General features: G+C 47.4%; 23 protein-coding genes. 12 read left to right on the top strand and 11 right to left on the bottom strand.

Annotated features, from left to right (window positions below; translation table 11 throughout):
* Positions 1-43: 43 nt before the first annotated feature.
* Together IC230_RS02920 and IC230_RS02915 are read right to left on the bottom strand one after the other, a co-directional pair.
* On the bottom strand, positions 44-292 hold the full coding sequence (locus IC230_RS02920; protein ID WP_191037455.1) for a hypothetical protein: 249 nt from the start codon (positions 290-292) through the stop codon (positions 44-46).
* Positions 293-365: 73 nt separating this feature from the next.
* The gene (locus IC230_RS02915) at positions 366-3,737 is read right to left on the bottom strand and encodes a putative LPS assembly protein LptD (protein ID WP_223860214.1); all 3,372 of its coding nucleotides are present in this window, start codon (positions 3,735-3,737) and stop codon (positions 366-368) included.
* Between the two features lie 202 nt (positions 3,738-3,939).
* Here IC230_RS02915 and IC230_RS02910 point away from each other — a divergent pair, with 202 nt between their 5' ends.
* The 3 genes from IC230_RS02910 (at position 3,940) to IC230_RS02900 (ending at position 7,583) form a co-directional block, all read left to right on the top strand.
* The gene (locus IC230_RS02910; protein ID WP_191037453.1) at positions 3,940-4,779 is read left to right on the top strand and encodes an N-acetylmuramoyl-L-alanine amidase family protein; all 840 of its coding nucleotides are present in this window, start codon (positions 3,940-3,942) and stop codon (positions 4,777-4,779) included.
* Positions 4,780-4,942: 163 nt separating this feature from the next.
* Entirely contained in the window at positions 4,943-5,950 is a 1,008-nt protein-coding gene (locus IC230_RS02905) for an MlaD family protein (RefSeq protein WP_191037452.1), read from the top strand.
* 22 nt (positions 5,951-5,972) lie between these two features.
* Positions 5,973-7,583, top strand: a complete 1,611-nt coding sequence (locus IC230_RS02900; protein ID WP_191037451.1) for an acyl-CoA carboxylase subunit beta — start codon at positions 5,973-5,975, stop codon at positions 7,581-7,583.
* Between the two features lie 67 nt (positions 7,584-7,650).
* On the opposite strand, the gene IC230_RS02895 is transcribed toward IC230_RS02900, so the two are convergent.
* The 7 genes from IC230_RS02895 to IC230_RS02865 form a co-directional block, all read right to left on the bottom strand.
* Positions 7,651-8,079 carry a c-type cytochrome gene (locus IC230_RS02895; protein WP_191037450.1) on the bottom strand — a complete coding sequence of 143 codons (429 nt, stop codon included), beginning with the start codon at positions 8,077-8,079 and terminating at the stop codon, positions 7,651-7,653.
* An 11-nt stretch (positions 8,080-8,090) separates the two neighbouring features.
* Positions 8,091-8,678: a gliding motility lipoprotein GldD gene (gene gldD / locus IC230_RS02890; protein WP_191037449.1), complete on the bottom strand. Its 588-nt coding sequence runs from the start codon at positions 8,676-8,678 to the stop codon at positions 8,091-8,093.
* Positions 8,679-8,818: 140 nt separating this feature from the next.
* A complete protein-coding gene (locus IC230_RS02885; RefSeq protein WP_191037448.1) occupies positions 8,819-9,109 on the bottom strand; it encodes a hypothetical protein in 291 nt (96 codons plus the stop codon).
* Between the two features lie 64 nt (positions 9,110-9,173).
* The gene (locus IC230_RS02880; RefSeq protein ID WP_191037447.1) at positions 9,174-9,953 is read right to left on the bottom strand and encodes a TIGR00266 family protein; all 780 of its coding nucleotides are present in this window, start codon (positions 9,951-9,953) and stop codon (positions 9,174-9,176) included.
* A 123-nt stretch (positions 9,954-10,076) separates the two neighbouring features.
* Positions 10,077-10,370 carry a hypothetical protein gene (locus tag IC230_RS02875; RefSeq protein WP_191037446.1) on the bottom strand — a complete coding sequence of 98 codons (294 nt, stop codon included), beginning with the start codon at positions 10,368-10,370 and terminating at the stop codon, positions 10,077-10,079.
* Between the two features lie 77 nt (positions 10,371-10,447).
* Positions 10,448-11,989, bottom strand: a complete 1,542-nt coding sequence (gene gltX, locus IC230_RS02870) for a glutamate--tRNA ligase (RefSeq protein ID WP_191037445.1) — start codon at positions 11,987-11,989, stop codon at positions 10,448-10,450.
* Between the two features lie 101 nt (positions 11,990-12,090).
* The gene (locus IC230_RS02865) at positions 12,091-12,474 is read right to left on the bottom strand and encodes a Rid family detoxifying hydrolase (RefSeq protein WP_191037444.1); all 384 of its coding nucleotides are present in this window, start codon (positions 12,472-12,474) and stop codon (positions 12,091-12,093) included.
* Between the two features lie 165 nt (positions 12,475-12,639).
* On the opposite strand from IC230_RS02865, the gene IC230_RS02860 reads away from it, so the two are divergent.
* From IC230_RS02860 to IC230_RS02825, 8 genes are all read left to right on the top strand, one after another.
* On the top strand, positions 12,640-13,785 hold the full coding sequence (locus IC230_RS02860; protein WP_191037443.1) for an App1 family protein: 1,146 nt from the start codon (positions 12,640-12,642) through the stop codon (positions 13,783-13,785).
* A 183-nt stretch (positions 13,786-13,968) separates the two neighbouring features.
* On the top strand, positions 13,969-14,760 hold the full coding sequence (locus IC230_RS02855; RefSeq protein WP_223860212.1) for a hypothetical protein: 792 nt from the start codon (positions 13,969-13,971) through the stop codon (positions 14,758-14,760).
* 72 nt (positions 14,761-14,832) lie between these two features.
* Positions 14,833-15,411 carry an RNA polymerase sigma factor gene (locus tag IC230_RS02850; protein WP_191037441.1) on the top strand — a complete coding sequence of 193 codons (579 nt, stop codon included), beginning with the start codon at positions 14,833-14,835 and terminating at the stop codon, positions 15,409-15,411.
* Positions 15,392-16,978, top strand: a complete 1,587-nt coding sequence (locus IC230_RS02845) for a porin family protein (RefSeq protein ID WP_191037440.1) — start codon at positions 15,392-15,394, stop codon at positions 16,976-16,978. The genes IC230_RS02850 and IC230_RS02845 overlap by 20 nt, the downstream gene beginning before the upstream one ends.
* Before the next feature lie 80 nt (positions 16,979-17,058).
* Positions 17,059-17,571, top strand: coding sequence for a Rieske 2Fe-2S domain-containing protein (locus IC230_RS02840; protein WP_223860210.1), 513 nt, complete (start codon positions 17,059-17,061; stop codon positions 17,569-17,571).
* A gap of 120 nt (positions 17,572-17,691) precedes the next feature.
* Positions 17,692-18,399 (top strand): hypothetical protein, encoded by a 708-nt coding sequence (locus tag IC230_RS02835; protein WP_223860201.1) that lies wholly within the window; start codon positions 17,692-17,694, stop codon positions 18,397-18,399.
* A gap of 4 nt (positions 18,400-18,403) precedes the next feature.
* Entirely contained in the window at positions 18,404-18,964 is a 561-nt protein-coding gene (locus tag IC230_RS02830) for a YceI family protein (RefSeq protein ID WP_191037439.1), read from the top strand.
* Positions 18,965-19,043: 79 nt separating this feature from the next.
* Positions 19,044-20,546, top strand: a complete 1,503-nt coding sequence (locus tag IC230_RS02825; protein ID WP_191037438.1) for a serine hydrolase — start codon at positions 19,044-19,046, stop codon at positions 20,544-20,546.
* Here IC230_RS02825 and IC230_RS02820 read toward each other — a convergent pair.
* Together IC230_RS02820 and dnaN are read right to left on the bottom strand one after the other, a co-directional pair.
* A complete protein-coding gene (locus IC230_RS02820) occupies positions 20,524-21,762 on the bottom strand; it encodes a TCR/Tet family MFS transporter (protein WP_191037437.1) in 1,239 nt (412 codons plus the stop codon). The genes IC230_RS02825 and IC230_RS02820 overlap by 23 nt on opposite strands.
* Positions 21,763-21,871: 109 nt before the next feature.
* Positions 21,872-22,993, bottom strand: coding sequence for a DNA polymerase III subunit beta (gene dnaN / locus IC230_RS02815; protein WP_191037436.1), 1,122 nt, complete (start codon positions 22,991-22,993; stop codon positions 21,872-21,874).
* A 172-nt stretch (positions 22,994-23,165) separates the two neighbouring features.
* On the opposite strand from dnaN, the gene IC230_RS02810 reads away from it, so the two are divergent.
* A complete protein-coding gene (locus IC230_RS02810; protein WP_191037435.1) occupies positions 23,166-23,678 on the top strand; it encodes a DUF2480 family protein in 513 nt (170 codons plus the stop codon).
* Positions 23,679-23,734: the final 56 nt, after the last annotated feature.

Below are 23,734 nucleotides of genomic sequence, written 5' to 3'. Positions count from 1 at the left end.
GATATGGTCTACAGTGTCGTTACGTTGGCTTAATATATTGTGTTTAATTCAACCGCTGTTCAGGAATTACCGTCAGATTAATGGCTTTAGCATCTGCCTGAGCTGTCTGGGGGGTATCCAGCTTATCCGGCTCAATACCCAGTTCTTTCAGAATTCGATATTGACGAGATTCAACATATGCCAAACGAGCCATAATCTGATTCATTCTAGTGTCCTGTTCATCCTGACGAGCCAGAAGATAAGCCGTTTTGAGTTCCAGTTCGTCAAGTCGTTGTTTATCGCGCTCAGTCATAGAAAGTTGAATTAAATCGCAAGGGCAAGTTACAGTTTTTGTCTTTGATGAGCAGCAAAAGAGTCTGTCAGATTTAAAAACCTCCACGGTCGTAAAAGCTACGGCGACGGCTGAGTTTAAGCTCCTGCAAAATAGACGACCGCGCCCGCAGATCGAATGAATAGTTACCAGAGCGGAAATTATTACCCGAATACGGTGTCCAGTTAAAAGCCATTTCCCAGCAGTGCAGATCCCGGTTGATACCGATAGTTGTCAGGGTTGGACTATTAAACTGGAAATCATAGCCCGTGCTGACCGTAACTTTCCACTTGGGAGTCAGACTCAAATCGCCCGTTAAGGTCAGTGCCTGAACGACCTGCGAGAGCTGGGGCGTCAGATTTGTAAGACCAAACGTGTAGCTGACGTTCATAGACCAGGGGATGTTGAAGTCCACATACAACTCGGGATTATTGTTAATAGACTTCATCGTTGCCTCTGAGGCATTGGGACTTGTTTTCTTCTTATCAGCCTGTTTTGGGGCAAAGCGCGCACTAACGTAAGCCTGTAGATTCGTCATACGTAGCAAACCTTGTCCAGCCTGAAACGCATATAAATTAGGCACTCGAATAAATTGCTGATCAATGTAAGGATCATTGGCACGTAACCCCTGAAGCGAGGGTGAAAAAGCAAGGGGCGTTGTGGTAGTTGACGTAGAGAAATAATACTGCGGTGTTCCACCATAAGCCCGGAAAGCGTACGGATCAAACGTCGACGAAAAGTTAAAACTAATGTTCTTGAAAATCTGAGTATTCGCACTAAGCGCAATCGGCGATAACTTATAATCAGGGGCCAGGAAATTATAATTACCCGTCAGGCTTAAGTTGTCGAAAATTGGAATTTTCTTGAAATCCTGTCCGGTCGAATCGCTTCGGGTCCGAACTTTCATTTCCAACTGATTCACTATGCCGAACGAAACGAATGCCGCCTGCGTACTCGACGCACTACCACTGTTCCCGTCAATACCCCGGAATACAGATAAGGTTCTGCGATACAATGGCAGATTTGTCAAACTACCTGTTGCTTCCAGTATCTGAAACTGACCAAACGATGGGTTCGTGAAATCAGGTACGTAGCTAAAGGAGATCGATGGCGCTACAGTATGCCGAATTGCTTCGATACGTTTGCCGCGAATGAAATACGTACCATAGAAGCGCGTATTCATACTGGCATTGACCGAAAAATTATACGACGCAAAAACGCCTGGAATGGTGTCAATACGAACGGCATCGCTTTCACGTACATAAGTATAGTTCAGCTTTTTCGTGAAGATGTTTCCCTGCAACGAGAAGCCGGGCGTTACGTTAATGTAACGTAGTAACTTAATATTTGGCAGGGAAATAGGAATGCTGTAACGAGCCTGTACGACACGATTTTTTAAAATTTGTGGCAGATTGTCAAGGCTAAAAGCAATCAGATTTGGATCGGCTACTACCTGGCCCCTTTGAAGAGCGAGCGCACGGGCGGCACTATCCAAAGCGCGCTGAACACTGCTGATGGTTGTTAAATTCGTAATCACGGGAAAGCCCAAGCCGGTCGTATCGACCTGCCGCCGAACGGTATTGCTGATGGCGAACGACCCGCTGACATCTAACCCGACCCGAAAACTTTCGTACCAGCGGCCTGTACCACCTTTTAGCGCGAACGGTGAAATCTGATTGACACCGATATTGAAATCAGACGATATATCGGTTTTGCCATTTTCGCGAACGCCGGTTATCTGGTTTATCTGTCCGAACTGCTGATTCACCCGAATATTAGCCCCCGCCCGGACGTACTGTCCGAAGGTGCGGCTGTATTGCACAGACGATCCCGCTACGTTGGAAATGTACGACTGCGTGGTGTAGGAGTTAAACTGGTTATAACTGTTGCTGGTGATGTTAACGTTGGCCGAAAAACTTCCACGCCCACGCGGAACGGGGGAGTGCGCCCAGCTAATGGCAAAATCGTTGCGCGGAGTCTGCGTCTGATCGACACGATCGCCCGAGCGGTTGCGGTTAAATTGCAGATTCACGCTGCCGCTATACCGATACCGTTTGTTGTAAGCCGATGACACGCCTAAGCCCCAACTGCCACGGGAATAAATCTGACCTTTAAACTGAAGACCAAGATTCTCGTTAACAGCCCAATAGTATCCGCCATCTCGCAGATAAAAACCACGACCGTTGGGTTCTTCACCATATTGAGGCACGATAATCCCCGAGACGCCAATTTCTTTCCGCTTCGGAAACGGGAAAAAGCCAAACGGCAGACCGATAGGCAAAGGAATCTGATTGATAACTAGGTTGAATGGCCCGGCCACCACTTGTGTGTTGTGAATGACTTTTAGCTTACTGGCATTAATGTGGAAGTGCGGAGTAGCCAGATTACAGGTCGTGTAAATTGCCTTGCCAATATACATGTTGTCTTCGGCGTCTTTCTTTACCGTCGTCCCGCGGATATTGCCCTCGCCCTGTTGGGTAACAACCCCCTGAATACGTCCTTTTCTGGATTTAAAATTATAGCGGATTTCCTTGGTGTCGTACTTGCCTTCACCATCCTGGAAAATAGGTCGGCCTATCCATCTGCTTGAGGTTGAATCATATCGTCCTTTCGCGTAAACCTCGTTCGTTAAATAATTCAGACGGATATAGTCAGCCTTAAGCGAAATATCGCCGTAAATAACGCTGGCATCCCCGAATAGCTCCACTGTGCGGCCATCCGCTGCGTAAATCGTAGAGTCTTTAGCTTCGTACTTAACCGTCGTCTTAAAAGAATCAGCCTGCTGGGTCGAATCGGATTGGGCAGAGTCTCTAACCGCTACACGTACCGAATCGCTGATTGCCGTTCTCGACTCCGGACGAACAATGTTTGGGGTTACAAGTCCCGGCTGAGATTGTATAGGCTTCGATTGAGCCGGTTGCGTACGCTTGGGCTGTAAGGGCGCAATAGACTGCTTTTTAACCGAATCAATACGTATCGAATCCGCCTTTGGTTTAGCGGCTACGCGTTGGGCAGGACGGGTGCGCACGGTGTCTGTGCGAGCAGGCTGGGTCGGTTTTGGCGATGCAACACGCGGACTTTTTTGAGCCGGGGGAGTTGTAACGGCCCTTGATGGTTCAGGACCGACTCGGTTCGGGGGCAAATATTTTTGATTAAGCTCCCGTTCAAGCTCACTCTCCTGCGTAGCGGCAGCCGGGCTTGTCTGCGAGCGGGGAGTGGTAGTTATAGTTGTAGTACTGGTCGGCTTTGCGGGCTTAGTTGTATCGGCAAGAGTTGTTTTCGCGGGCGAATCCGGTACGCGTTGCGCCGGAACCGTAGCGTCTGGTAAACCACCTTTAGCGGGTTGCTGGGGTAAAGGTTTGCTTTGCCCTAACGCGTTGAGCGTCCAGAAGAACCAGATAAGACATAGCACTGTCTTTATCCACATTGATTGTGTTCGCGAGGGCCGCAAAATAAAGTATCGTTTCGTTGGGACTATCAAAAAAATTATATTTGCCAAAAGACCGTTAAGTCTAAAGCTTACAAAGATATTCACGAACGGTCATCTCGCTATTGCTTTGAAACGTTTTCAGCTGTTAAAAATTACTAAATCAGGCAGAGCACAGACAAGCGTCTTTGCTCCCGGAATAATGACAACCTTGGCCATGGTCGTGCTGCCACTACTGGCCTTAACAACGCCGGATGCGCTGACCCCTGAATTAACCCAGGATACGGTTCGTACAGCTGGGTCCAATGAACCAAATTCGGCAGGCAATGCTGTTCCTAATCAGGTACGTACCATTGTGCTCGACGCAGGTCATGGCGGAAAAGATCCGGGAACCCACGGTCGATATGCGAAGGAAAAAACGATCAATCTGGCCTTAATCCTGCAATTGGGTAGGAAAATTAAGAATAAACATCCAGATGTTCGGGTAATTTATACTCGGTCTACCGATCACTTTGTTGATTTATACGAGCGGGGCGCTATTGCCAACCGTAGTCGGGCTGATTTATTCATCTCGATTCACTGCAACGCCAGTCCATCCAGCAACCGGGTTTATGGCACTGAAACCTATACGCTGGGGCTACACAGAACCCAGAGCAATCTGGACGTAGCCCGACGCGAAAACGCCGTAATTTTGCAGGAAAAGAACTATCAGCAGACGTACAAAGGGTTCAATCCGAACTCGCCTTTAGCGACGATCATGTTGGCAAATTATCAGAATGCGTTCATGGCCAGCAGCATTAATTTTGCCGAAAAAGTCGAGCGCAGTTTTCGGCAAAATGCCGAACGGAAAAGCAATGGTGTGAAACAGGCGGGTTTTATCGTCCTCTGGAAAACGACGATGCCCAGTGTTCTGATCGAAAGTGGGTACCTGACGAACCCCGCCGAAGAAGATTATTTAAGGTCGGACGATGGGCAGGAAGCCATTTCTGAAGCGATCTTCAAGGCATTCGAACGATATAAACAAGAGATCGAAACCGATTAGTAGTCACAAGTCGCCAGCTTGTTTGCCATTAACGGCAATTGGTAACTGGTTAACGACTCTTACGAAAATTTCAATTTTCGGGACAAACGTTCCAGAAAGTTGGTTATACGTACAACCAATTGGTTGGCGCGCCCGACTGGGCTGTTCACCTTCGTACACACGCATGAAAATTTCGCAGGAAGTAAAAGTAGGCTTACTAGCGGTTGTCTCGCTGGCGATGTTCTACTTTGGATTTCGATTTCTAAAAGGTTCTGATTTCTTCTCCAAAACGAATAAATACCAGGTCGTTTATGATAATATCGACGGCTTGACAGCTTCCAATCCCATCCGAATTAATGGACTGGTAGTTGGTCGGGTAAAAGGTATCGAAATGCTGCAGGATCAACGTAATAAACTGCTGGTCACTGTGGAGATTAATAAGGATATTCGGATTACGCAGGGAACGAAGGCCTTTCTGGCCGATGATGGACTATTGGGCGGCAAAATGATTCAATTAGCTGTGGACCCTAGCAAACCACTTCTTAACGACGGCGGTATGTTGATTTCCGCTAAAGAAACAGGTCTATCCGCCTTAATTCGGGAAAAGACGCTGCCCGTATTGAATAATGTTGATTCCCTTACGTACCAGCTTAACCGCGTTGTTAGCCAGTTCGATCAGACGGGCGTCATCTTAAACAAAACACTCAGTAATGCTAACGCGGCTGTCGGGACGTTGGGTCTAACGGTTTCCGAAAATCGGGCCGCTTTGCAAACGACACTTGCCAATGTTAACCGGTTATCGTCATCGCTGATTGAAACGGAGAAACAACTCAAGCCGATTTTGACGAAAGCTGATAGCTTCGCTGATTCACTTCAGAGCCTTCAACTGAAACAGACGCTGGCCAGTGTCAATAAAACGGTTGATGGCCTGCAGACCATTCTGGGAAACATTAATAAAGGGCAGGGGTCTTTGGGGAAACTTGCCTCTGATGATACGTTCTACCGAAATGTCAACGGGACTACTGCCAGTCTGGAGAAACTACTCACCGATCTACGCGAAAATCCAAAGCGCTACGTTCATTTTTCGCTGTTTGGCCGGAAAGATAAAGCGTACGTAGCACCGGCTTCGGCGGCTACCAGCACTACCCTCACAACTTCGACTGTTATACCGGCTGATTCGACTCGAAAATAGGACGAATAGGTCGTTACGTTCTATGCAACCCTACCTTGACGAATTAAATCAACGTACTGTCCAGACTCAACTTGGGGGCGGTCAGAAAAAAATTGACGATCAGCACCGGAAAGGCAAACTGACTGCCCGGGAACGTATTGCGTACCTTACGGATGAAGGCCGCTCGTTTGTCGAAATCGGTTTGTTTGTAGGTGAGCATATGTACGCTGAGCACGGCGGTTGCCCATCGGGGGGAGTCGTTGCGGGTATTGGTTATGTATCGGGTCGGCAATGCGTCATTGTGGCGAATGATGCTACCGTAAAAGCAGGTGCCTGGTTTCCCATCACAGCGAAGAAGAATCTTCGGGCGCAGGAAATCGCGATGGAGAACCATCTGCCGATTATTTATCTGGTCGATAGCGCGGGGGTTTATCTACCCCTACAGGACGAAGTTTTCGCGGATAAAGAACACTTCGGGCGAACGTTCCGAAACAACGCCCATCTGTCGGCCATGGGTATTTTGCAGGTGGCGGCTATTATGGGGAGTTGCGTAGCGGGTGGCGCTTATCTGCCCATTATGTCCGATGAAGCGCTGATTGTGGAAGGAACAGGTTCGATTTTCCTGGCTGGCCCTTATTTGGTGAAGGCCTCCATCGGTGAAGATGTTGATGCTGAAACGCTTGGGGGAGCAACTACACATACCGACATCTCGGGGGTTGTGGATAACAAATATCCCGACGATAAAAGCTGTTTAGATGCTATTAAGCGAATTTTTGATAAAGTAGGTCACCAGGAAACCGCTGGTTTTGATCGAATCGAATCAGTGCTTCCTACGAAAAACCCAGAAGAGATCTATCAAATTCTACCTATTGATCGGGTCAAACCCTACGATATGCAGGATATTGTGGATAGACTTGTGGATAACTCGGAGTTTGACGCGTATAAACCGGGTTATGGACAGTCATTACTCTGCGGTTACGCACGTATCGACGGTTGGGCTGTGGGCATCGTTGCCAACCAGCGCAAAGTCGTGAAAGCTAAAGGCCGAACCGGTCAACCAACCGAAATGCAGATGGGTGGTGTCATTTATGGCGACGCAGCCGATAAAGCAGCTCGCTTCATCATGAATTGCAATCAGAAACGGATTCCGCTGGTTTTTTTGCAAGACGTATCAGGCTTTATGGTCGGCAGCCGGGCCGAACAGGGTGGTATCATTAAAGATGGTGCTAAAATGGTTAGTGCGATGGCCAATTCAGTCGTGCCAAAGTTTACGGTCGTGATAGGAAATTCCTATGGAGCGGGCAACTACGCTATGTGTGGAAAAGCTTATGATCCGCGCCTGATGCTGGCATGGCCAACGGCGCAAATGGCCGTCATGAGTGGTGCATCGGCGGCAAAAACACTTCTCCAGATTCAGGTAGCAGCTCAGAAAGCAAAGGGCCAGCCCATGACGCCGGAAGAAGAACAAGCGCAATTGAAAAAGATTACAGATCAATATAATGCGCAGTTATCACCGTATTATGCAGCTGCCCGTCTTTGGGTCGACGCCATTATTGATCCGCTCCAGACCCGGCAAATTCTTTCAGAAGGTATTGCTGCCGCTAACCACTCTCCGATCACGAAGCCATTTTCTGTCGGAGTGATTCAGACCTAAGTTTTCTTATAAACACAGGGAAGACAAACGTTATTTATCAATCTCTGTGCCTCAGTGTCTAAACAAGTCACTTCTGACTTCGTGCTGCTTTCACCTCATCAGTCGTTATTTCACTGGCTTTATTACCGAAACTGCTACGGATGTAGGTCAATACGTCGGCAATTTGACCGTCTGTCAGGAAATCGTGAGCGGGCATGGCATTGTCGTACATATCCCCTTCAATTTCCTGGCCTTGCAGACCCTTTAGTACTACGTTGATAAGTCTGGTTTTATCGCCCAAAACCCAGTCAGTTTCTCGTAAAGGCGGATTTAAGTTTGGTACACCTGAACCGTTAGACTGATGACAGGTCAGGCAATTTTGCTCGTAGACGAGCTGACCTGGTGATTTATTAGCCGTAGCGGCCGGTTTGGGCGGTGCTTTCGTGGCTGGTTTTTTCGTTTGAGCAAAAGTGACGGATAGCGATAAACAAGCGAATAGTGTCAATAAGGTTTTCATAAAAGTTGGGCTTATTTGCGCCATCTTAAGGTGTTGAGTAAATGCAGAATATCTTTGCGAATGTATTGAATAACAGGCTGTAATGAATCGTTTTCTGTTGCTGTGTTGAAATATAAGGCGCCACGCAGAAAATGGGTTGTCGAATCCGTTGTGATGAACTGTACCTGACTTGGCACCTCACCCGAAAGGTCGATCAGACTCGCTTCCAGACCTGATTTTAGCCGAATCTTTTTTTCCTCAATCGCATACGCTTTAATATTATGACGAGTCGCCAATTTATACGAATCATCGAGCATGGCGCGTAGGCGATTGATATCATTCCGAACCGGTTTGTAAGTAAGTTGAACGCTGGCCTGATAAGCCGGATAATTGATAAAAATCCAGTCTGGCTCTGATCGGGCAAACGTGTCGGGTAAAATTCGGGCAATTTTATTGTACTCGAACTGATACGGATGGGTTGGTTCAAGAAGTGTGTAGCTGGGCGTTGGTAGATCCAAACGTGGGAAACCTTTCGGCTTTGGCACGTAATTATCCGATGAATTATCACTGCAGGATGCGAGCCACAGGCCAGTAAGAACAAGGAGCGAATAGTTTATCACAAGATAACGTAGCCTGGACGTCCACGTCCGGGTTTATTAGTAATGATATTCTCATCCGGACGTGGACGTCCAGGCTACAGGTAAACGAAAAAGCCCGGCGATTTGGTGCCAGGCTTTTCAAAAAGACGTAACAGTATTATTTAAACATTCACATTCTCTAATTCCTCTTGCCGTACAGGTTGCCCCATCAGCGTAGCGAACCGGTTGATGTTGAACGTAGGCTCAAACCAAACTTCACCCATAACCGGATGCTTGACCGGCACCTCTGGATTCTGAATCTCGTTTAATAACACGCCTGTTTCGCCAGTCGTATGCCGCTTCACTTGACGGATATTATATAGTTGATCGCGCTGGGGCGTCTTCACACCAAACTCGGCGTAAAACGCCAGTACAGGTGCTGGAAAATTGTCGTTTGTGCAAATAACTTCCATCTGTTGTCTCTTGCTCGCTAAAGTCGTACAAAGGTAACATTGAATTGTTAGAAGTGATTCCCGATTAATCTTCAAACAGATTCCCTAGCTTTCCTATAACGGAACCGCTTTCTTTATGACTTTGAGCGCCACCGGGCGATAGCCGTTGCACTAATTTTGAAATCGGCATCGATTGAATCCATACTTTACCGGAACCACTTAAGGTAGCCAGGAATAAGCCTTCGCCACCGAATACCATACTACGTAATCCACCCGCCCGTTGAACATCAAAATTGATACTCGGTTCGAACCCAACAACACAACCCGTGTCTACCCGAATCGTTTCGTTATTAAGAATTCGCTCAATGACTACGCCACCGGCATGAATAAATACCATGCCGTCGCCCTGCACTTTTTCCAGAATAAATCCCTCGCCACCAAAGAAGCCAGATCCTAAGCGCTGATTAAATTGAATACTCAGTTTCGTGCCCAGCGCTGCGCACAGAAAAGCATCTTTTTGAACGATGAGCGTGTTTCCATATACATTGGCCAGATTGACGGGCATGATTGTACCAGGATATGGGGCCGAGAAGGCGACCTTGCGTTTCCCAACACCCCGGTTAGTAAAATGCGTCATAAAGAGCGATTCGCCCATAATCATGCGCGAACCAGCTTGCAGCAATTTTCCAAGAAAACCTTGGTCAGGCTGGGAGCCATCGCCCATTTTGGTTTCGAACGTAATGCCTTCCTCCATAAAGAGCATCGAGCCTGCTTCGGCAATAACGGTTTCATTTGGATCCAGTTCGATTTCTACGATCTGGATATCTTCGCCAATGATTTTGTAGTCGATTTCGTGCGAGTACATGCTAAGGAGTGATTAATGGTCAGTGATTAGTGAGTGAAAACTACGAAATCATGCGAATTTCACTGTCAAATTTTCTGATAAACGGCATAAAAAAAGCCCGACCGGGCATTTTGACTGGTCGGGCTATTGACGTGAATTAATATCGTCGGGCAAATCGTTATCCGTCTCGTCAAACAGATGCTCATCCTCCGTCTCGTCAGATGCTTCGTCAGGGGTGGATTCGCCTTTCAGGTTCAGATCCGTACGGTGACGTAGTTTCTTGTCATCAACCGTTTTGTTCAGAAACTGATTGATTTTGTCGATATCAAAGCTCGTAGTGATTTCGCCAAACGAGTTGATTTGAATATCGAAACCTTCGAGCTCTTTATGAACACGGGGCTTGTCATTTTCATCAGGGTTTATTTTTTTCTTAGCCATCGTTGCCATGGGTTAAATACAAACCTAAACCGATAAAGTGGGTCGACGTTTCGGCCTAGCTTATCGGTTTTAACTAGTTAACTGACTGGCGTCTTTAATGTTGTAAGCGCTTTTTCCAGTCGTTTAACGGTTTCTTCTTTACCGATTATTTCCATCGTCAGCATTAAGTCAGGACCGGCGCCTAAACCTGTAAGGGCTAACCGCATGGCCTGCATGATTTTACCCTGCTTAATACCGGCCTGTTGCATCGAATCAGATAAAGCATGTTTAATCGAATCTGCCACAAAATCACCTTCGAATGCTTGCAATGCATCGCGGAAAACCGTCACCGCCTTTATAGCATCATCGTTCCATTTGGCGGCAGCAATATTCTCATCATACGTTGTTGGCGCGTTGAAGATCGTACCCGCTTCGGTAAAAATCTCATGCGCGAAATTCACCCGGCCTTTTAGCAGAGCGGCAATTTTCTCGGCTTTCTCCAGCGAACACGCAAATCCGGCGGCTTCGGCTTGTTGCTGAACGGTTGGTGCTAAATCCGCATCGGACTGCTGACGGATATACTGATGATTGAACCACTGCGCTTTCTGAATATCGAACCGGGCACCGGCTTTGTGCACCTGTGCAATATCGAAACTGGCAATTAACTCGTCCATCGTAAACAACTCCTGCTCCGTGCCCGGATTCCAGCCCAGCAGAGCTAGAAAATTAATCGTTGCTTCGGGCAGATACCCGTCTTCGCGGAATCCACGCGCTACCTGACCCGTAGTTGGATCGGTCCATTGGAGTGGGAAAATCGGGAAGCCGCCCAGGTCTGCATCGCGCTTACTTAATTTACCGTTGCCTTCCGGTTTCAACAGCAAGGGCAGGTGAGCAAATTGGGGCATGGTGTCTTCCCAGCCCAGATACCGATAAAGCAGTACGTGCAGCGGAGCCGATGGGAGCCATTCTTCACCCCGGATCACATGGGTAATACCCATGAGGTGATCATCAACAATGTTGGCGAGGTGATACGTTGGCAGGCCGTCCGATTTAAGCAGGACTTTGTCGTCAATAGCCGATGAATGCACGTTGACCCAACCCCGAATCAGGTCATTTAATCGAACTTCTTCCTTTCGAGGAGTTTTCAGCCGAATCACAAAGGGATCACCTGCGTCGATACAGGCATGTACTTCATCCGGCTTCATCGTCAGCGAATTCCGCATCTGCATCCGCGTGATGGAATTATACTGAGCGGCTGGTGCGTTGGCTTCTTCGAGCCTTTGTCGCATGGCGTCTAACTCTTCGGCCGTATCGAATGCGTAATAAGCCTTGCCTTCGTTAACCAGACGTTGCGCTTCTTTTTGATAGATGTCTCTACGTTCCGACTGGCGGTATGGTGCGTCCGGACCACCAACTCCCTGGCCTTCGTCGATCTCGATACCCACCCAACGTAATGATTCCAGAATATACTCTTCCGCACCAGGTACGAAGCGGTTCTGATCGGTGTCCTCAATACGAAGGAGCATCTTGCCGCCCATTTTTCGGGCGAATAAATAATTATAAAGCGCAGTACGTACCCCACCGATATGGAGCGGACCAGTCGGGCTGGGAGCGAAACGAACGCGAACGGGAGTTGACATATAGATTGAGGGAGGAGAGGGAAGAAAGGGGGCAAAGGGACGAAAGGACTACAGTTCGTGTTCCCTTTCGTCCCTTTCCTTCCTCTCTTCCCTTTTCTCCTTTATTGAATAGCTATAACTGAAATTTCAACATTGACATCTTTGGGCAGACGGGCAACCTCAACAGTTTCGCGAGCGGGTGGTTCCGACGGAAAGAAACGTCCATACACTTCATTGATAGCGGCAAAATTGTTCATGTCTTTCACGAAAATGCTGCTTTTGACAATATTGGTATAGTCCATACGCGCTTCTTTCAGAATAGCGCCGATGTTTTCCATTACCTGCTGCGTTTCGGCCTGAATATCGCCTTTCGAAGCCAACTCGAGGGCGATCTGGCCGGAAACAAATAGCATGTTCGTAGTCGATGCTACGTTAATTTTTACTGCCTGACTATAGGGTCCAAGGGCTGCTGGGGCCTCTTCGGTATAAACAATTTGTTTGCTCATGGTTTATTAGTCGATAGAAGTAAGTCATTCGTTGATCGACTCACGGCGAATGAATTTCGTTCCAAAGTTACCACAAAGCCCGCTAAGGCCGATACTAAACCGTGGATCTTCCTCAAAACGTATTGTGCCGCCTGGTGAAGTTCGCAGACTTAAGATTATAACTGTATGAGTACCTGGAAAGATTTTTTGCTGAATGCATCGGCCGATGCTGAAACACAATTTGATCGACTAAAAAGCCGTCTTTTTAACCGGCTTGACACCAAAAAACCGTATCGAATTATTTACTATCGAGGTTTTGGCAGTTCGACCGCTGTTTGGTTGAAAGGGCGTGTTTTACGGCAGAAGGATTTAAGTACGCCCAGCGATAATGATACAGTCTGGCAGAATTTACTAGCAACGTATCAGCGTTTTGGGAGCAATGAAGTTGAGGGGGTGTCGGTTCAGATCGAAGCGTTCGGGCAAACCTATACGACCGTAACCGATGAAGACGGTTTCTTTGAACAGACCATTAATCCGCCTAATGATTTGCCGCCTGGCCGTGCCTGGTTTCCTGTTCGTTATTCGCTGGATGGCATAACGCAGCCCGACACGGAGGAAACAACCGATCATCAGCCTGTTGTTAAAGACGGTTATCTGATGATCTCCCCGCCGTTCAGCCAGTTTGGCGTTATTTCGGATATCGATGATACGGTGCTGGTGACCGATGCAACGAATCTGCTGCAAACGGCTAAACTAACCTTTCTGGGTAATGCTTATACACGCTTGCCTTTCGCTGGCATTGCGGCTTTTTATCGGGCGTTGCAGAGTGGCCCCGTCACTACGTTGTTCAACCCCATTTATTTTGTGTCGAGCAGCCCATGGAATCTTTACGATTTGCTGGTCGATTTCTTTCGGATTCAGGGTATTCCCAAAGGCCCGCTTCTGTTACGTGATTTCAGCCTAAGCACAAAACTGCTAGCTTCTGAAGGGCATCATTCGCACAAGTTGACGATGATTCGGAAAGTACTGGACGTAAATCCTCAATTACCCTTCGTATTGATCGGCGATAGCGGCCAGCAGGACCCCGAAATTTATAGTCAGGTTGTCAAGGAAAATCCGGGCCGGATTAAGGCTGTTTACATTCGCGACGTATCGGAAGACCGGCGAGATGAGGCTGTTCGCGAACTGATACGTACTACCGAGATCTACAACGTACCGATGATGCTGGTAACTGATACGGTAGCAGCCGCTGAACATGCCGCTTCGTTAGGATTGATCGACTCAGACACAATTCCTGAAATTCGGGCAGACCGACGGGCCGATAACGAATAAGTGAATTCTGACTGGTAAATAGAAGTTGATGATTTTTTTTAAACGTAACGCAACCCTTTTGTAAAACCCTCCGTATTGACGAACGAACCGGTTCAACTGTTCTTTTTCTCTCATTCTAAAAACACAGTTGATAAAATGAAATCGTCTACTAACATCAGGTATGCAGTGCTTATAACAAGCCTTATGGCTGTATCACTGCTGGGCTGTGTGCAGGATCATACCGTGCCTGCTTCTAATGTAATTCTGGCATCGACCTCGATTGGCAACGTACTGGCCGACGAAAACGGTAAAACGCTATATGTCTTTGGGCGCGATGTAGCCGGAGATGCTAACTGCGCTGGTACCTGCCGGGATTTATGGCCAATTTATTATAAAGAAGCGCCTTCGGTCGGTACCGGCCTTAAAACGTCAGATTTTGCAACGATTACACGTCCGGATGGCGACAAGCAGACAACTTACAAAGGCTGGCCGCTTTATTATTACAAGAATGATACGAAAGCGGGCGATGTTCTTGGTGATAAAGTCGGTGGAATCTGGATGGCGTCCAAAGCTCATTATACCGTGATGATCGCTTCCCGGCAACTAGTGGGCAATGACGGAAAAAATTATACGTTTGACACCAAAGAAGGTGTAGGCAATTCAACTTTCCTGGTAGATAGCGTCGGCCTTACCCTCTACGCATTTGCACCAGATAAATTCAACGTCAATACGTATACGCGGCCTGATTTAAGTAATGATCCGGTCTGGCCAATATTTGTGACATCAGCTACGATTGGCGATATACCTTCCGTACTTAGCACAAGTGATTTTAGGACAATTACGGCGGTTGGAAAAACACAACTGACCTACAAAGGATGGCCTATGTATTACTTCGGTCAGGACAGTAAACAACGGGGGGCTACCAAGGGTGTGAGTGTGCCCAGACCGGGTGTGTGGCCTGTGGTAAACAATACGTCGCCCGTCGCACCGAATTAAATAAAGAAGAGTCAATAATTTTAATTCTAAAGTCAGGAGAATTCCAGTCAATTCGGTACCTTATTACAAGTAATGGCCAACGCACCGAACATACCTGCCCTGAATGATTTGCTGGCCGGTTGCCTCCGCAACCAACGGCAAAGCCAGGAATTGCTTTACCGGCAATTCTATGGGTATGGCATGAGTGTTTGCCTACGCTACGTACCAACACGTGAAAGCGCGTTAGAGGTATTGAACGACGGCTTTCTGAAAGTTTTTACACGGTTGGACCAGTATGATCCCGCTCAGCCATTCAAAGGCTGGCTTCGGCGTATCCTGATTAATACGGCAGTGGATCATTATCGACAGGAAGTACGCCATTATTACCACGACGATGTCGAGCAGGTAGAGCAAAAAGTTATTTCGGAATCAGCGGATGCGTTTAGTCAGCTGGCTCACGAAGACCTGATGGCTTTAATTCAGCGGTTATCGCCTGCTTACCGACTGGTGTTTAATCTGTACGTGATAGATGGGTTTACGCATGAAGAAATTGCCAGTCAACTGGGCATTTCGGTGGGTGCGTCGAAATCGAACTTAGCCCGGGCAAGGGAGAATTTGCGTGTGTTGCTGAAGCAAATAAACTACGATGAGTATGTCAGAGCTAACCGATGACCAATTGGACGGGCTCTTCAGAAAGTCGGCTGAAGAGTTCGATCCCCCGTTCGATCCCGTAGCCTGGCAGGACATGAAAACCCGGCTGGATGCGAATGATCGAACGGCAACGGGAGGAGCGCTAATCTGGAAAAATCTGCTCCGTTGGGGGTTACCTGTTCTGCTACTACTGATGACAGGAGGCACCTGGTATGTTTATCGTAGAGTTTATCCTGGAATTCCTGAGTCTACTGTGCGGATGAGTGCTCCCGCGGGACGAATTGAGAACCGGAATGGACAAAAATTGCTACGGACTAGAGCAAGACCAACGATTGATAATGAGCCAGTACGAACGACCACAGTCGGCTCGAAAGGGTCTGATGTTACAGAGGGGAGGCAACCGGCCGATTTAGCAGGATCGGTTGCTAACCCCACTACTACGTCAGCGAATCGCTTTACTAAATCGGCAACCGACTCTGAGATAAACAAAGTTTCTACTCCGGTAACTGCAACGGAACGATCAGTTTCAGCGTACGGTAGTTTAAAGGCAAAACGTAACCGACCAAGTAAAATTCGCTCTAATAAACCAGTAACTGCGACTAGTATCAGCGTAGCGAAAGTGGCTGGGTATCGGCCAGGTAAAGCGAATCGTCATATACGTAGTGTATCGCGGAAACAGCAAAAGACAACTAATGGTCGTTACGGTGTATCTCTTGCCACAGCAACTTATGGATTAACGTCTAATCGTTCATTCAGCCAACGGCGTGCGTTGGATAAGAAGAACTCTATCCAGGCTGATCGTTTAGATAGTCCTACTAATACAAACCCGCTTATTGCTAACGAAACTGGAAACATTGTCTTACCGACTTTGTCTGAACTGACAATTCGACCCGCTAAATGGCCTAAGCTGTCTTTTACAGATCGGGCTGTACTAGCACATCCGGATACTACGTCACGTAGTATCGTTCCTAAACTTCCTTCAGAGCGTGGACTGAGCGTTCGGCTTGTAGTGGCACCTGATTTGAGTTCGATCGGGTTAAAAAACTTCTCGCGGCCTGGTACGAATATAGGGGCATTGCTTGAGTATAGACTGGCTCCGCGCTGGAGCGTACAGGCTGGCGTAATTCAAAGTACAAAAGTATATCGAGCCTTACCCGAGGAATATACTGCACCTGCTGGTGAGTGGAATGGACATGTAAAGCCGTTGAGTGTTGATGGCCGTTGCAATATGCTGGATATACCAATTAACCTGCGGTATGATATTGTTTTGCATTCTAGCCGCATTGAGCGATTTCCAGATCGGTTTTTTGTTAGTGGGGGCGTGACAAGTTACATAATGAACCAGGAGCATTACGTTTATAACTACCCAACGCTTGGCTATCCACAAAGGGAAAGCAGAGATACTACCACTGGTGGCTATAGCTTCAGTACTATAAATCTATCCGTAGGCTACGAGCGAGCTTTCAGTCGGCGACTATCATGGCAAATCGAGCCGTTTATTAAAGTACCACTGAAGAGTGTTGGTTATTTTAAAACAAACCTGATAAGCACAGGCGCTTTTTTCTCGATCCGATACAAACTTTTTTAAGAAACTACCAACCTATGATAAAGCAAGAATACAGCCTAATTTTAACTAAATAAATGTAATTACATCAATCACCTAATCTTATGACTCAGAATCCAACTAACGACCAAATGAAACGCGGAGAATTTCTCCGAAGTCTCGGCCTGAATAGTGCAGCATTGATGGCCTTCTATTGCATGGGTACAAGCTTAACCGCCTGTTCGAAAAGTACTACCGATCCCGCGCCCACGACACCTGCGAGTGGATTATCGGGTAATGCCGATACCTCTGCCGGGGCCATTAATTTCACCGTTGACCTGACGAATAGTAACTATAACTCACTTAAGACAGTGGGTAGTTTTTTGAAAGTTGGCAGCGTACTGATCGCCAATACTACAGGGAATAAATATGTTACGATTCAACGTTTATGCACGCATCCAGGTTTTAATTTTGACCAAGTATCTTATACCCTTTCTACCAACACATTCAACTGTAGTGGGCATGGTTCGGCTTTTAATGTCGATGGAACAGTCAAAAATGGTCCAACTACAGTAGCTACGAAATTATACACGACCACGATAAGTGCCGACGGAAATACGTTAACCGTAAAAGCGTAGTCACCCAATCAATATGCCAGTCTGAATTGGAGCAGTGTTGAGGTATGCTAATTGCCTCAGCACTGACTGATTATCCATCTTTGTCCGCAAGGTAGAAATGCTTTGCCTTCCTATTAAGTTATGAAAAAAGCACTAAACTGGATATGGGTCTTTTTGATGGTCAGTGTCACTACGTATGGCCAAATCACTACAGGAACCCCACGCGATACGTTGCCTGCCTCGCCTGCTACGCCTAAGGATACCCTAGCCCCGACGAATTCGGCTGATGATCTACTGGCTGGGTTGAGCGACTCCACTGAAACGCAAGAGCTGCTACCGCACAAAATGCTGTTTACGCAACGGGCATTCTGGGGGCCAAAAGGGTTATTACGGTCTATGAAGGTAGCCCCTCTTACCTCAGAAGGACGTATCAAAGAGTTGAAAGTCAGACGGACAATGCTCGTTGCCCACCAGATTGGTGGCTTTGTAACCCTGGCCGGATTTGTTGCTCAAGGACTATTAGGAGCAAAATTATACAATGCTCAGGGACAGGATTATGTTGACACGAAAAAATGGCATGAGCGATCAGCTACGTTGATCAACATTACGTATGGTACTACGCTGGCTTTAGCACTGACAACACCACCGCCAATCGTAGGACCCAAACGAGGATTTACAACCATCAAGCTGCATAAATACCTGGCCATTGTTCACCTCACCGGAATGGTAGCAACGAATATTCTGGCTCATATGATTGAGAAAGACTTCTCGTTAAAGCCCTATCACCGGGCAGCAGCTTATGCTACGTTTGGCGCGTACGCAGCTTCGATAATTGCCTTAAAATTCTAAGCTCATGAAAAACTATCTGATTCTGAATGGCTACTGGTTAGCCATCGTGGTTCTTTGTGCTTTTGTAGCGCCAATGGCTAAACGCAAAGTGATGGCTGACAAAGCGTTATCGACGGTTTCTTATGCCGCCAAACATCCGCTTCATAGTTGGGAAGGTGTTAGTCGTGATGTGAACTGTGCCATGATTTACAATGACGAAACCAAACAGCCCGAAAGTATAGCCGTTTCCATAAAAGTAGCGTCATTCGACAGTGATAATAACAACCGCGATTCACACGCCGTAGAAGCCATGGAAGGCATAAAATACCCCAACGTAACGTTCTCAAGCTCGGACGTTAAAGCGGGCGACAATGGGGCTCTGACAGCTAAAGGAAACCTGACGTTTCATGGCGTTACTAAACCTGTTACGTTGCAGGCGACACGTAAGGAAGCTGATGGTAAAATGACGCTGGTAGGCGAATTTCCAGTCAATATGACTGACTACAAGATTGAACGCCCATCGCTGATGGGGATGAAAACAGAAGACGGGATGCTGCTTAAGTTTAACGTTGTATTCAGTTTGTGAATATATTGCGAATAGCTCGGTGGGTGGATGCGTGAACGATTTGGGGCGACGAGCTATTCGCAATATATTCTGACTATAGATGAGAGCATTTGCCGTTTCCTTTCTCGTTCTGACTCCTTTTTTCGGTTTTGCCCAAAAGCCAATCTCACCCAAACAAATTCAGGAATTTGACGCCTACGTAGAGGCCGCTCGCAAACAGTGGGACGTACCGGGTATGGCCATTACGGTCGTCAAAGACAACAAAATACTCTTCAAGAAAGGCTACGGTGTTCGTGAGTTGGGCAAACCTGATCCTGTCAATACTCAGACTTTATTTGCCTGTGCCTCAACGACAAAAGCCATGACCGTTACGTTAATGGGCATGCTGGTCGATGAAGGCAAACTTTCCTGGAATGATCCAGTCAGTAAATACCTGCCGGAGCTGCAATTGTCCGATCCCTACGTAACGCGGGAGCTAAAGATTCGCGACTTACTCATTCATGATACGGGTATTGGGGGTACTGATTTTATGACGGGTGCCATGACCATTCCGGCGAATGAGATGTTCAAGCGTATGGTTCTGGTGAAACCCAGTTACCCATTTCGGGCAGGCTTCGAATACCAAAATACGTTCTACTCAGCCGCTGGTCGAATTATTGAACGAATTGTCGGTAAGACCTGGGCTGAATACCTAAAAGAGCGAATTTTTACGCCGTTGGGAATGCTACGTACCGCACCGAAACGCGGCTACATCAAAGATGATAACCTGACAAAACCTCACTATAGCATTAATGACACGATTCGCGTCATCGACTATGGCGCGGATAGTGAAATTGGTTCAGCGGGGGCGGTCTGGTCGTCAGCCGACGACATCAGTAAGTGGGTAATTTGTATGCTCGATAGCAGCAAATACAACGGAGGCCGTTTGCTAAAGCCAGAGACCTGGGCGGAAATATTTAAGCCGCAAACGTTCTTCCCGGAGGATGAATATCCGACCATGCGCATCTTGAAACCCAATTGGCGAACGTATGGACTAGGCTGGTATCAGCATGATTACAAAGGGCACAAAGTGAACTTCCATACGGGTAGCTTATCCGGTTTGACGGCAATCATCGGACAATTACCCGATGAGAAACTGGGCGTGTATGTGTTTGGGAATTACGATCATGCCGAAGTACGCCATGCACTCATGTACAAAACCTTCGACTGGTTTGCGTTGGGCGGTAACCGTGATTGGAGTACGGAGTTTAAAACGCTGTATTCAGGCCTGAAAGAAGAAGGCAAAAAGGCACGGCAAAATTTTATAGCTAAACGAGTATTGAATACGTCGCATACCCTGCCGTTAAACCAGTACGTTGGCAAATACACGAGTCCATTATACGGTCAGGCCGAAGTTAGCTTAGTTGGAAATCAACTGCTTTTTAACGTGAACGACAATACCTTAAACGCGACTTTATCACACTGGCAGTATGATACGTTCTATGGACCTTACAAGAAAGCCTGGTATGGGAAGGCATTAGCCCAGTTTAATGTAGGCGTTTCGGGCAAAGTTGATACGCTGGTCTTTGACGGAATGCAATTTAAGAAGCAGGAGACTCACTAATGACCATCCGTCTCTTTAGCCCGCGCCGGGCCAGGACGGCACTAATCAAAAACAGCAATGACCCCAAATAAAAGGGCGCCCCAGGCAGGTACGCTGGAGCTGCGGGAGAGGTGAAAAACGAAAATAGATTCGTCATGATGAGCGGCCCGAAAATAGACGTAGTGCTCGTCAGACTTGTCAACGCACCTTGCAGTTCACCCTGCTCGTTTGACGGAACCTGGTTTGAGATAATGCCCTGAATAGATGGGCCAGCAATACCGCCCAGAGCATAAACGGCCATAAAAGCAAACATCATCCAGCTTTGGGTTGCAGAGCCCAGTAATACACAGCCAATCGCGCTGAAAACCAGTCCTACGTAAACTGACCGTTGCTGCCCTAGTTTGGGAATAATAACCCGGCTCAATCCGCCCTGCACAATAGCAAATGATAGGCCGATCGCGGCCAGCGATAAACCGACCGTTTTTTCGTCCCATTTGAATTTCTCCATTGTGTAGAACGTCCAGGTACCCTGAATGGCAAACCCGGCAATGTAAACCAGAACCAGCGATGCCACCAAGCCCAGAATAACGGGGTATTTACCTAATCGCATCAAAGAACCAACCGGATTGGCACGTTTCCAGTTAAACGGCCGCCTGTTTTCGGGAGCGAGCGATTCCGGCACGACAAAGAAGCCGTACAGGAAATTAATCATCGTGAGGCCAGCAGCTACAAAAAAAGGAACACGCGGCCCGTATTGCCCCAGAAAACCACCCACGGCTGGACCTAATATAAAGCCTACGCCAAAAGCCGCCCCAACCAGGCCAAAATTCTGCGCTCGTTTTTCAGGTGTACTGATGTCGGCAATATAAGCTGTAGCCGTAGTGAAACTGGCTCCTGTGATTCCCGCCAATATCCGCCCAATAAAAAGCCATTCGATCGTCGGCGCAAAGCCCTGAAGAATATAATCCAGCCCGAAACCGAACAACGAAAACAACAATACCGGCCGACGGCCATAGCGGTCGCTTAACCCACCCAGCACGGGTGAGAAAACGAACTGCATTAACGCATAGGAGAACGTTAGCCAACCGCCCCAACTAGCGGCCTGACTAATGTTTCCATGAATAAGTTGTTCGATTAACTTCGGAAAAACCGGAATAATGATCCCCAGCCCCGTAACGTCGATGAGTAACGTAATGAAAATGAAAACAAGGGCAGGCGCCGTGCGTTTGGAGGCCATAAAAAGGAGAAAAGGAGGAGAGGGAAGAAGGGGAAGAAAGGAAAAAGTGGGATTGGTAATCTTCCCCTTCCTCCTTTTCTTCCCCTTCTTCCCTCTCCTCCTAAAAAAATTAAGCGTAGGTATTCAACATCACAGGCATAACGAGCATCAGGATGTCTTCGTTTTCTTCTTTATCCGCCGGAATGAGCAGGCCCGCGCGGTTTGGAGCTGACATTTCGAGCGAAATCATTTTAGCACTTAAGTTGCTCAACACCTCCGCCATAAGCTTAGCATTAAAACCAATTTCCATCGGCTCGCCATCGTAATCACATAAAAGCTTTTCGTTGGCTTCGTTGGAATAATCCAAATCTTCGGCCGAGATGGTTAGTGAATTCGCTTTAAGCGACAACCGAATCTGGTGCGTCGTGCGGTTAGCGTAAATCATGATCCGCTTCAACGAGTTGAGCAGATCTGTGCGGCCAATCGTCATTACGTTTGGATTGTTAGTTGGAATGGCGTTTTCGTAATCCGGGAAACGCTCATCAATCAACCGGCAGATCAATTGTGTTGGACCGAATGTAAACGAAGCATTTGCCTGACTAAATTCTGACGTAACGGGTACGTTCTCTGGCAGCGACGCTTTTAACAGTTGAAGCGCTTTCCGGGGAATAATAATGGACGTACTCGCTGATGCGCCAAGGTCGGTCCGGCGGTACCGGATAAGCCGATGTCCATCTGTAGCAACAAACGTAGCGTTGTCACCTGTCAGTTGCAGGAGTACCCCCGTCATGGCCGGGCGCAGGTCGTCAGTACTGGTGGCGAAAACGGTGTTATTGATAGCGCTCAGCAATACGTCCGATGTCATTTCAACCGACATATTTTTATTTACTGTTGGCAACTTAGGAAAGTCAATCGGGTTCTCGCCAGACAGTTTATAACGGCCATTATCGGTCAGAATTTCGGTGCCGAACGTATCGGTGTCAATATTGACTGTAACAGGTTGTTCAGGCAGGCTACGTAGCGTATCCAGCAGCAGTTTAGCCGGAATGGCAATCGAACCGTTATCGCTGGACTCGACCGGAATCTGAGTCGTCATGGTCGTTTGCAGATCCGATGCCGTTACCGTAAGTGTCCCATCCTCAATGCGAAACAGGAAGTTTTCGAGGATTGGTACAATCGGATTGGTCGCTACCACGCCGTTAATATGTTGAAGGTTCTTTAGCAGAACAGACGAGGAAACAATGAATTTCATCGGGTCAAGTATTTAGACGGTTCATTATGAAATATAAGAACAAAAGTAGCAAAAAAAGCGGAGCCCTTATTTACTTTTCAGGAAAGAGTTGTCAGTAATCAGAACGGATTGAACGGCTGAGAGTAGACTGCTGTTTAGTGATAACTAGTAGCTGTTTATTGACAAGTAACGAATGGAAACTGAAATCATCAACCGGGTCGCCAATAGTGGTCTGATTACCCTGGATCTGGAAGACTATTATCATTCTGGCGAGCGTATAGTCTATGATCTGAAAGACAATCTCTATATGGGATTGATCCTGAAAGAGAAGGATTTTCGCGCTTTTCTAAAAGAACACGATTGGAGTCAATACATAGGTAAGAACGTAGCGATTACGTGTACCGAAGATGCTATTGTACCCACCTGGGCCTATATGCTACTTACGCTTCAGTTACAGCCGTACGCCAACACAATTGTCTTCGGCAATCTCACCGATCTGGAAGAAAAACTTTACTTCGATGCCATCGCGCAAATTAATCCCGAGGATTATCGTGATGCCCGGGTTGTCGTAAAAGGCTGTTCCAAAGTCCCCGTTCCAACAGCGGCTTACGTTGACGTTACGCGCTTGCTACGTCCTGTCGTGCAAAGTCTGTTGTTTGGTGAACCTTGTAGTACCGTTCCTCTATACAAACGACCCAAAGCGTAAGCGTTTAATCTATCTTTAAGCCCATTGCTTACCCGGCAGTGGGCTTTTTACGCTAA

Origin of the sequence: Spirosoma validum, assembly GCF_014699035.1 — a bacterium.
GTDB lineage: Bacteria > Bacteroidota > Bacteroidia > Cytophagales > Spirosomataceae > Spirosoma > Spirosoma validum.
This window is presented reverse-complemented; position numbering and strand designations above follow the sequence as displayed.

Coding starts and splice junctions, on each gene's coding strand:
- IC230_RS02850 (WP_191037441.1), top strand. CDS start 14,833: ATGGCCAACGCACCGAACATACCTGCCCTGAATGATTTGCTGGCCGGT.
- IC230_RS02835 (WP_223860201.1), top strand. CDS start 17,692: ATGAAAAAAGCACTAAACTGGATATGGGTCTTTTTGATGGTCAGTGTC.
- IC230_RS02820 (WP_191037437.1), bottom strand. CDS start 21,762: ATGGCCTCCAAACGCACGGCGCCTGCCCTTGTTTTCATTTTCATTACG.
- IC230_RS02830 (WP_191037439.1), top strand. CDS start 18,404: ATGAAAAACTATCTGATTCTGAATGGCTACTGGTTAGCCATCGTGGTT.
- IC230_RS02920 (WP_191037455.1), bottom strand. CDS start 292: ATGACTGAGCGCGATAAACAACGACTTGACGAACTGGAACTCAAAACG.
- IC230_RS02895 (WP_191037450.1), bottom strand. CDS start 8,079: ATGAAAACCTTATTGACACTATTCGCTTGTTTATCGCTATCCGTCACT.
- IC230_RS02845 (WP_191037440.1), top strand. CDS start 15,392: ATGTCAGAGCTAACCGATGACCAATTGGACGGGCTCTTCAGAAAGTCG.
- IC230_RS02880 (WP_191037447.1), bottom strand. CDS start 9,953: ATGTACTCGCACGAAATCGACTACAAAATCATTGGCGAAGATATCCAG.
- IC230_RS02915 (WP_223860214.1), bottom strand. CDS start 3,737: ATGTGGATAAAGACAGTGCTATGTCTTATCTGGTTCTTCTGGACGCTC.
- IC230_RS02910 (WP_191037453.1), top strand. CDS start 3,940: ATGACAACCTTGGCCATGGTCGTGCTGCCACTACTGGCCTTAACAACG.
- IC230_RS02875 (WP_191037446.1), bottom strand. CDS start 10,370: ATGGCTAAGAAAAAAATAAACCCTGATGAAAATGACAAGCCCCGTGTT.
- IC230_RS02840 (WP_223860210.1), top strand. CDS start 17,059: ATGACTCAGAATCCAACTAACGACCAAATGAAACGCGGAGAATTTCTC.
- IC230_RS02855 (WP_223860212.1), top strand. CDS start 13,969: ATGGCTGTATCACTGCTGGGCTGTGTGCAGGATCATACCGTGCCTGCT.
- IC230_RS02905 (WP_191037452.1), top strand. CDS start 4,943: ATGAAAATTTCGCAGGAAGTAAAAGTAGGCTTACTAGCGGTTGTCTCG.
- IC230_RS02900 (WP_191037451.1), top strand. CDS start 5,973: ATGCAACCCTACCTTGACGAATTAAATCAACGTACTGTCCAGACTCAA.
- gltX (WP_191037445.1), bottom strand. CDS start 11,989: ATGTCAACTCCCGTTCGCGTTCGTTTCGCTCCCAGCCCGACTGGTCCG.
- IC230_RS02885 (WP_191037448.1), bottom strand. CDS start 9,109: ATGGAAGTTATTTGCACAAACGACAATTTTCCAGCACCTGTACTGGCG.
- IC230_RS02860 (WP_191037443.1), top strand. CDS start 12,640: ATGAGTACCTGGAAAGATTTTTTGCTGAATGCATCGGCCGATGCTGAA.
- IC230_RS02825 (WP_191037438.1), top strand. CDS start 19,044: ATGAGAGCATTTGCCGTTTCCTTTCTCGTTCTGACTCCTTTTTTCGGT.
- IC230_RS02810 (WP_191037435.1), top strand. CDS start 23,166: ATGGAAACTGAAATCATCAACCGGGTCGCCAATAGTGGTCTGATTACC.
- dnaN (WP_191037436.1), bottom strand. CDS start 22,993: ATGAAATTCATTGTTTCCTCGTCTGTTCTGCTAAAGAACCTTCAACAT.
- IC230_RS02865 (WP_191037444.1), bottom strand. CDS start 12,474: ATGAGCAAACAAATTGTTTATACCGAAGAGGCCCCAGCAGCCCTTGGA.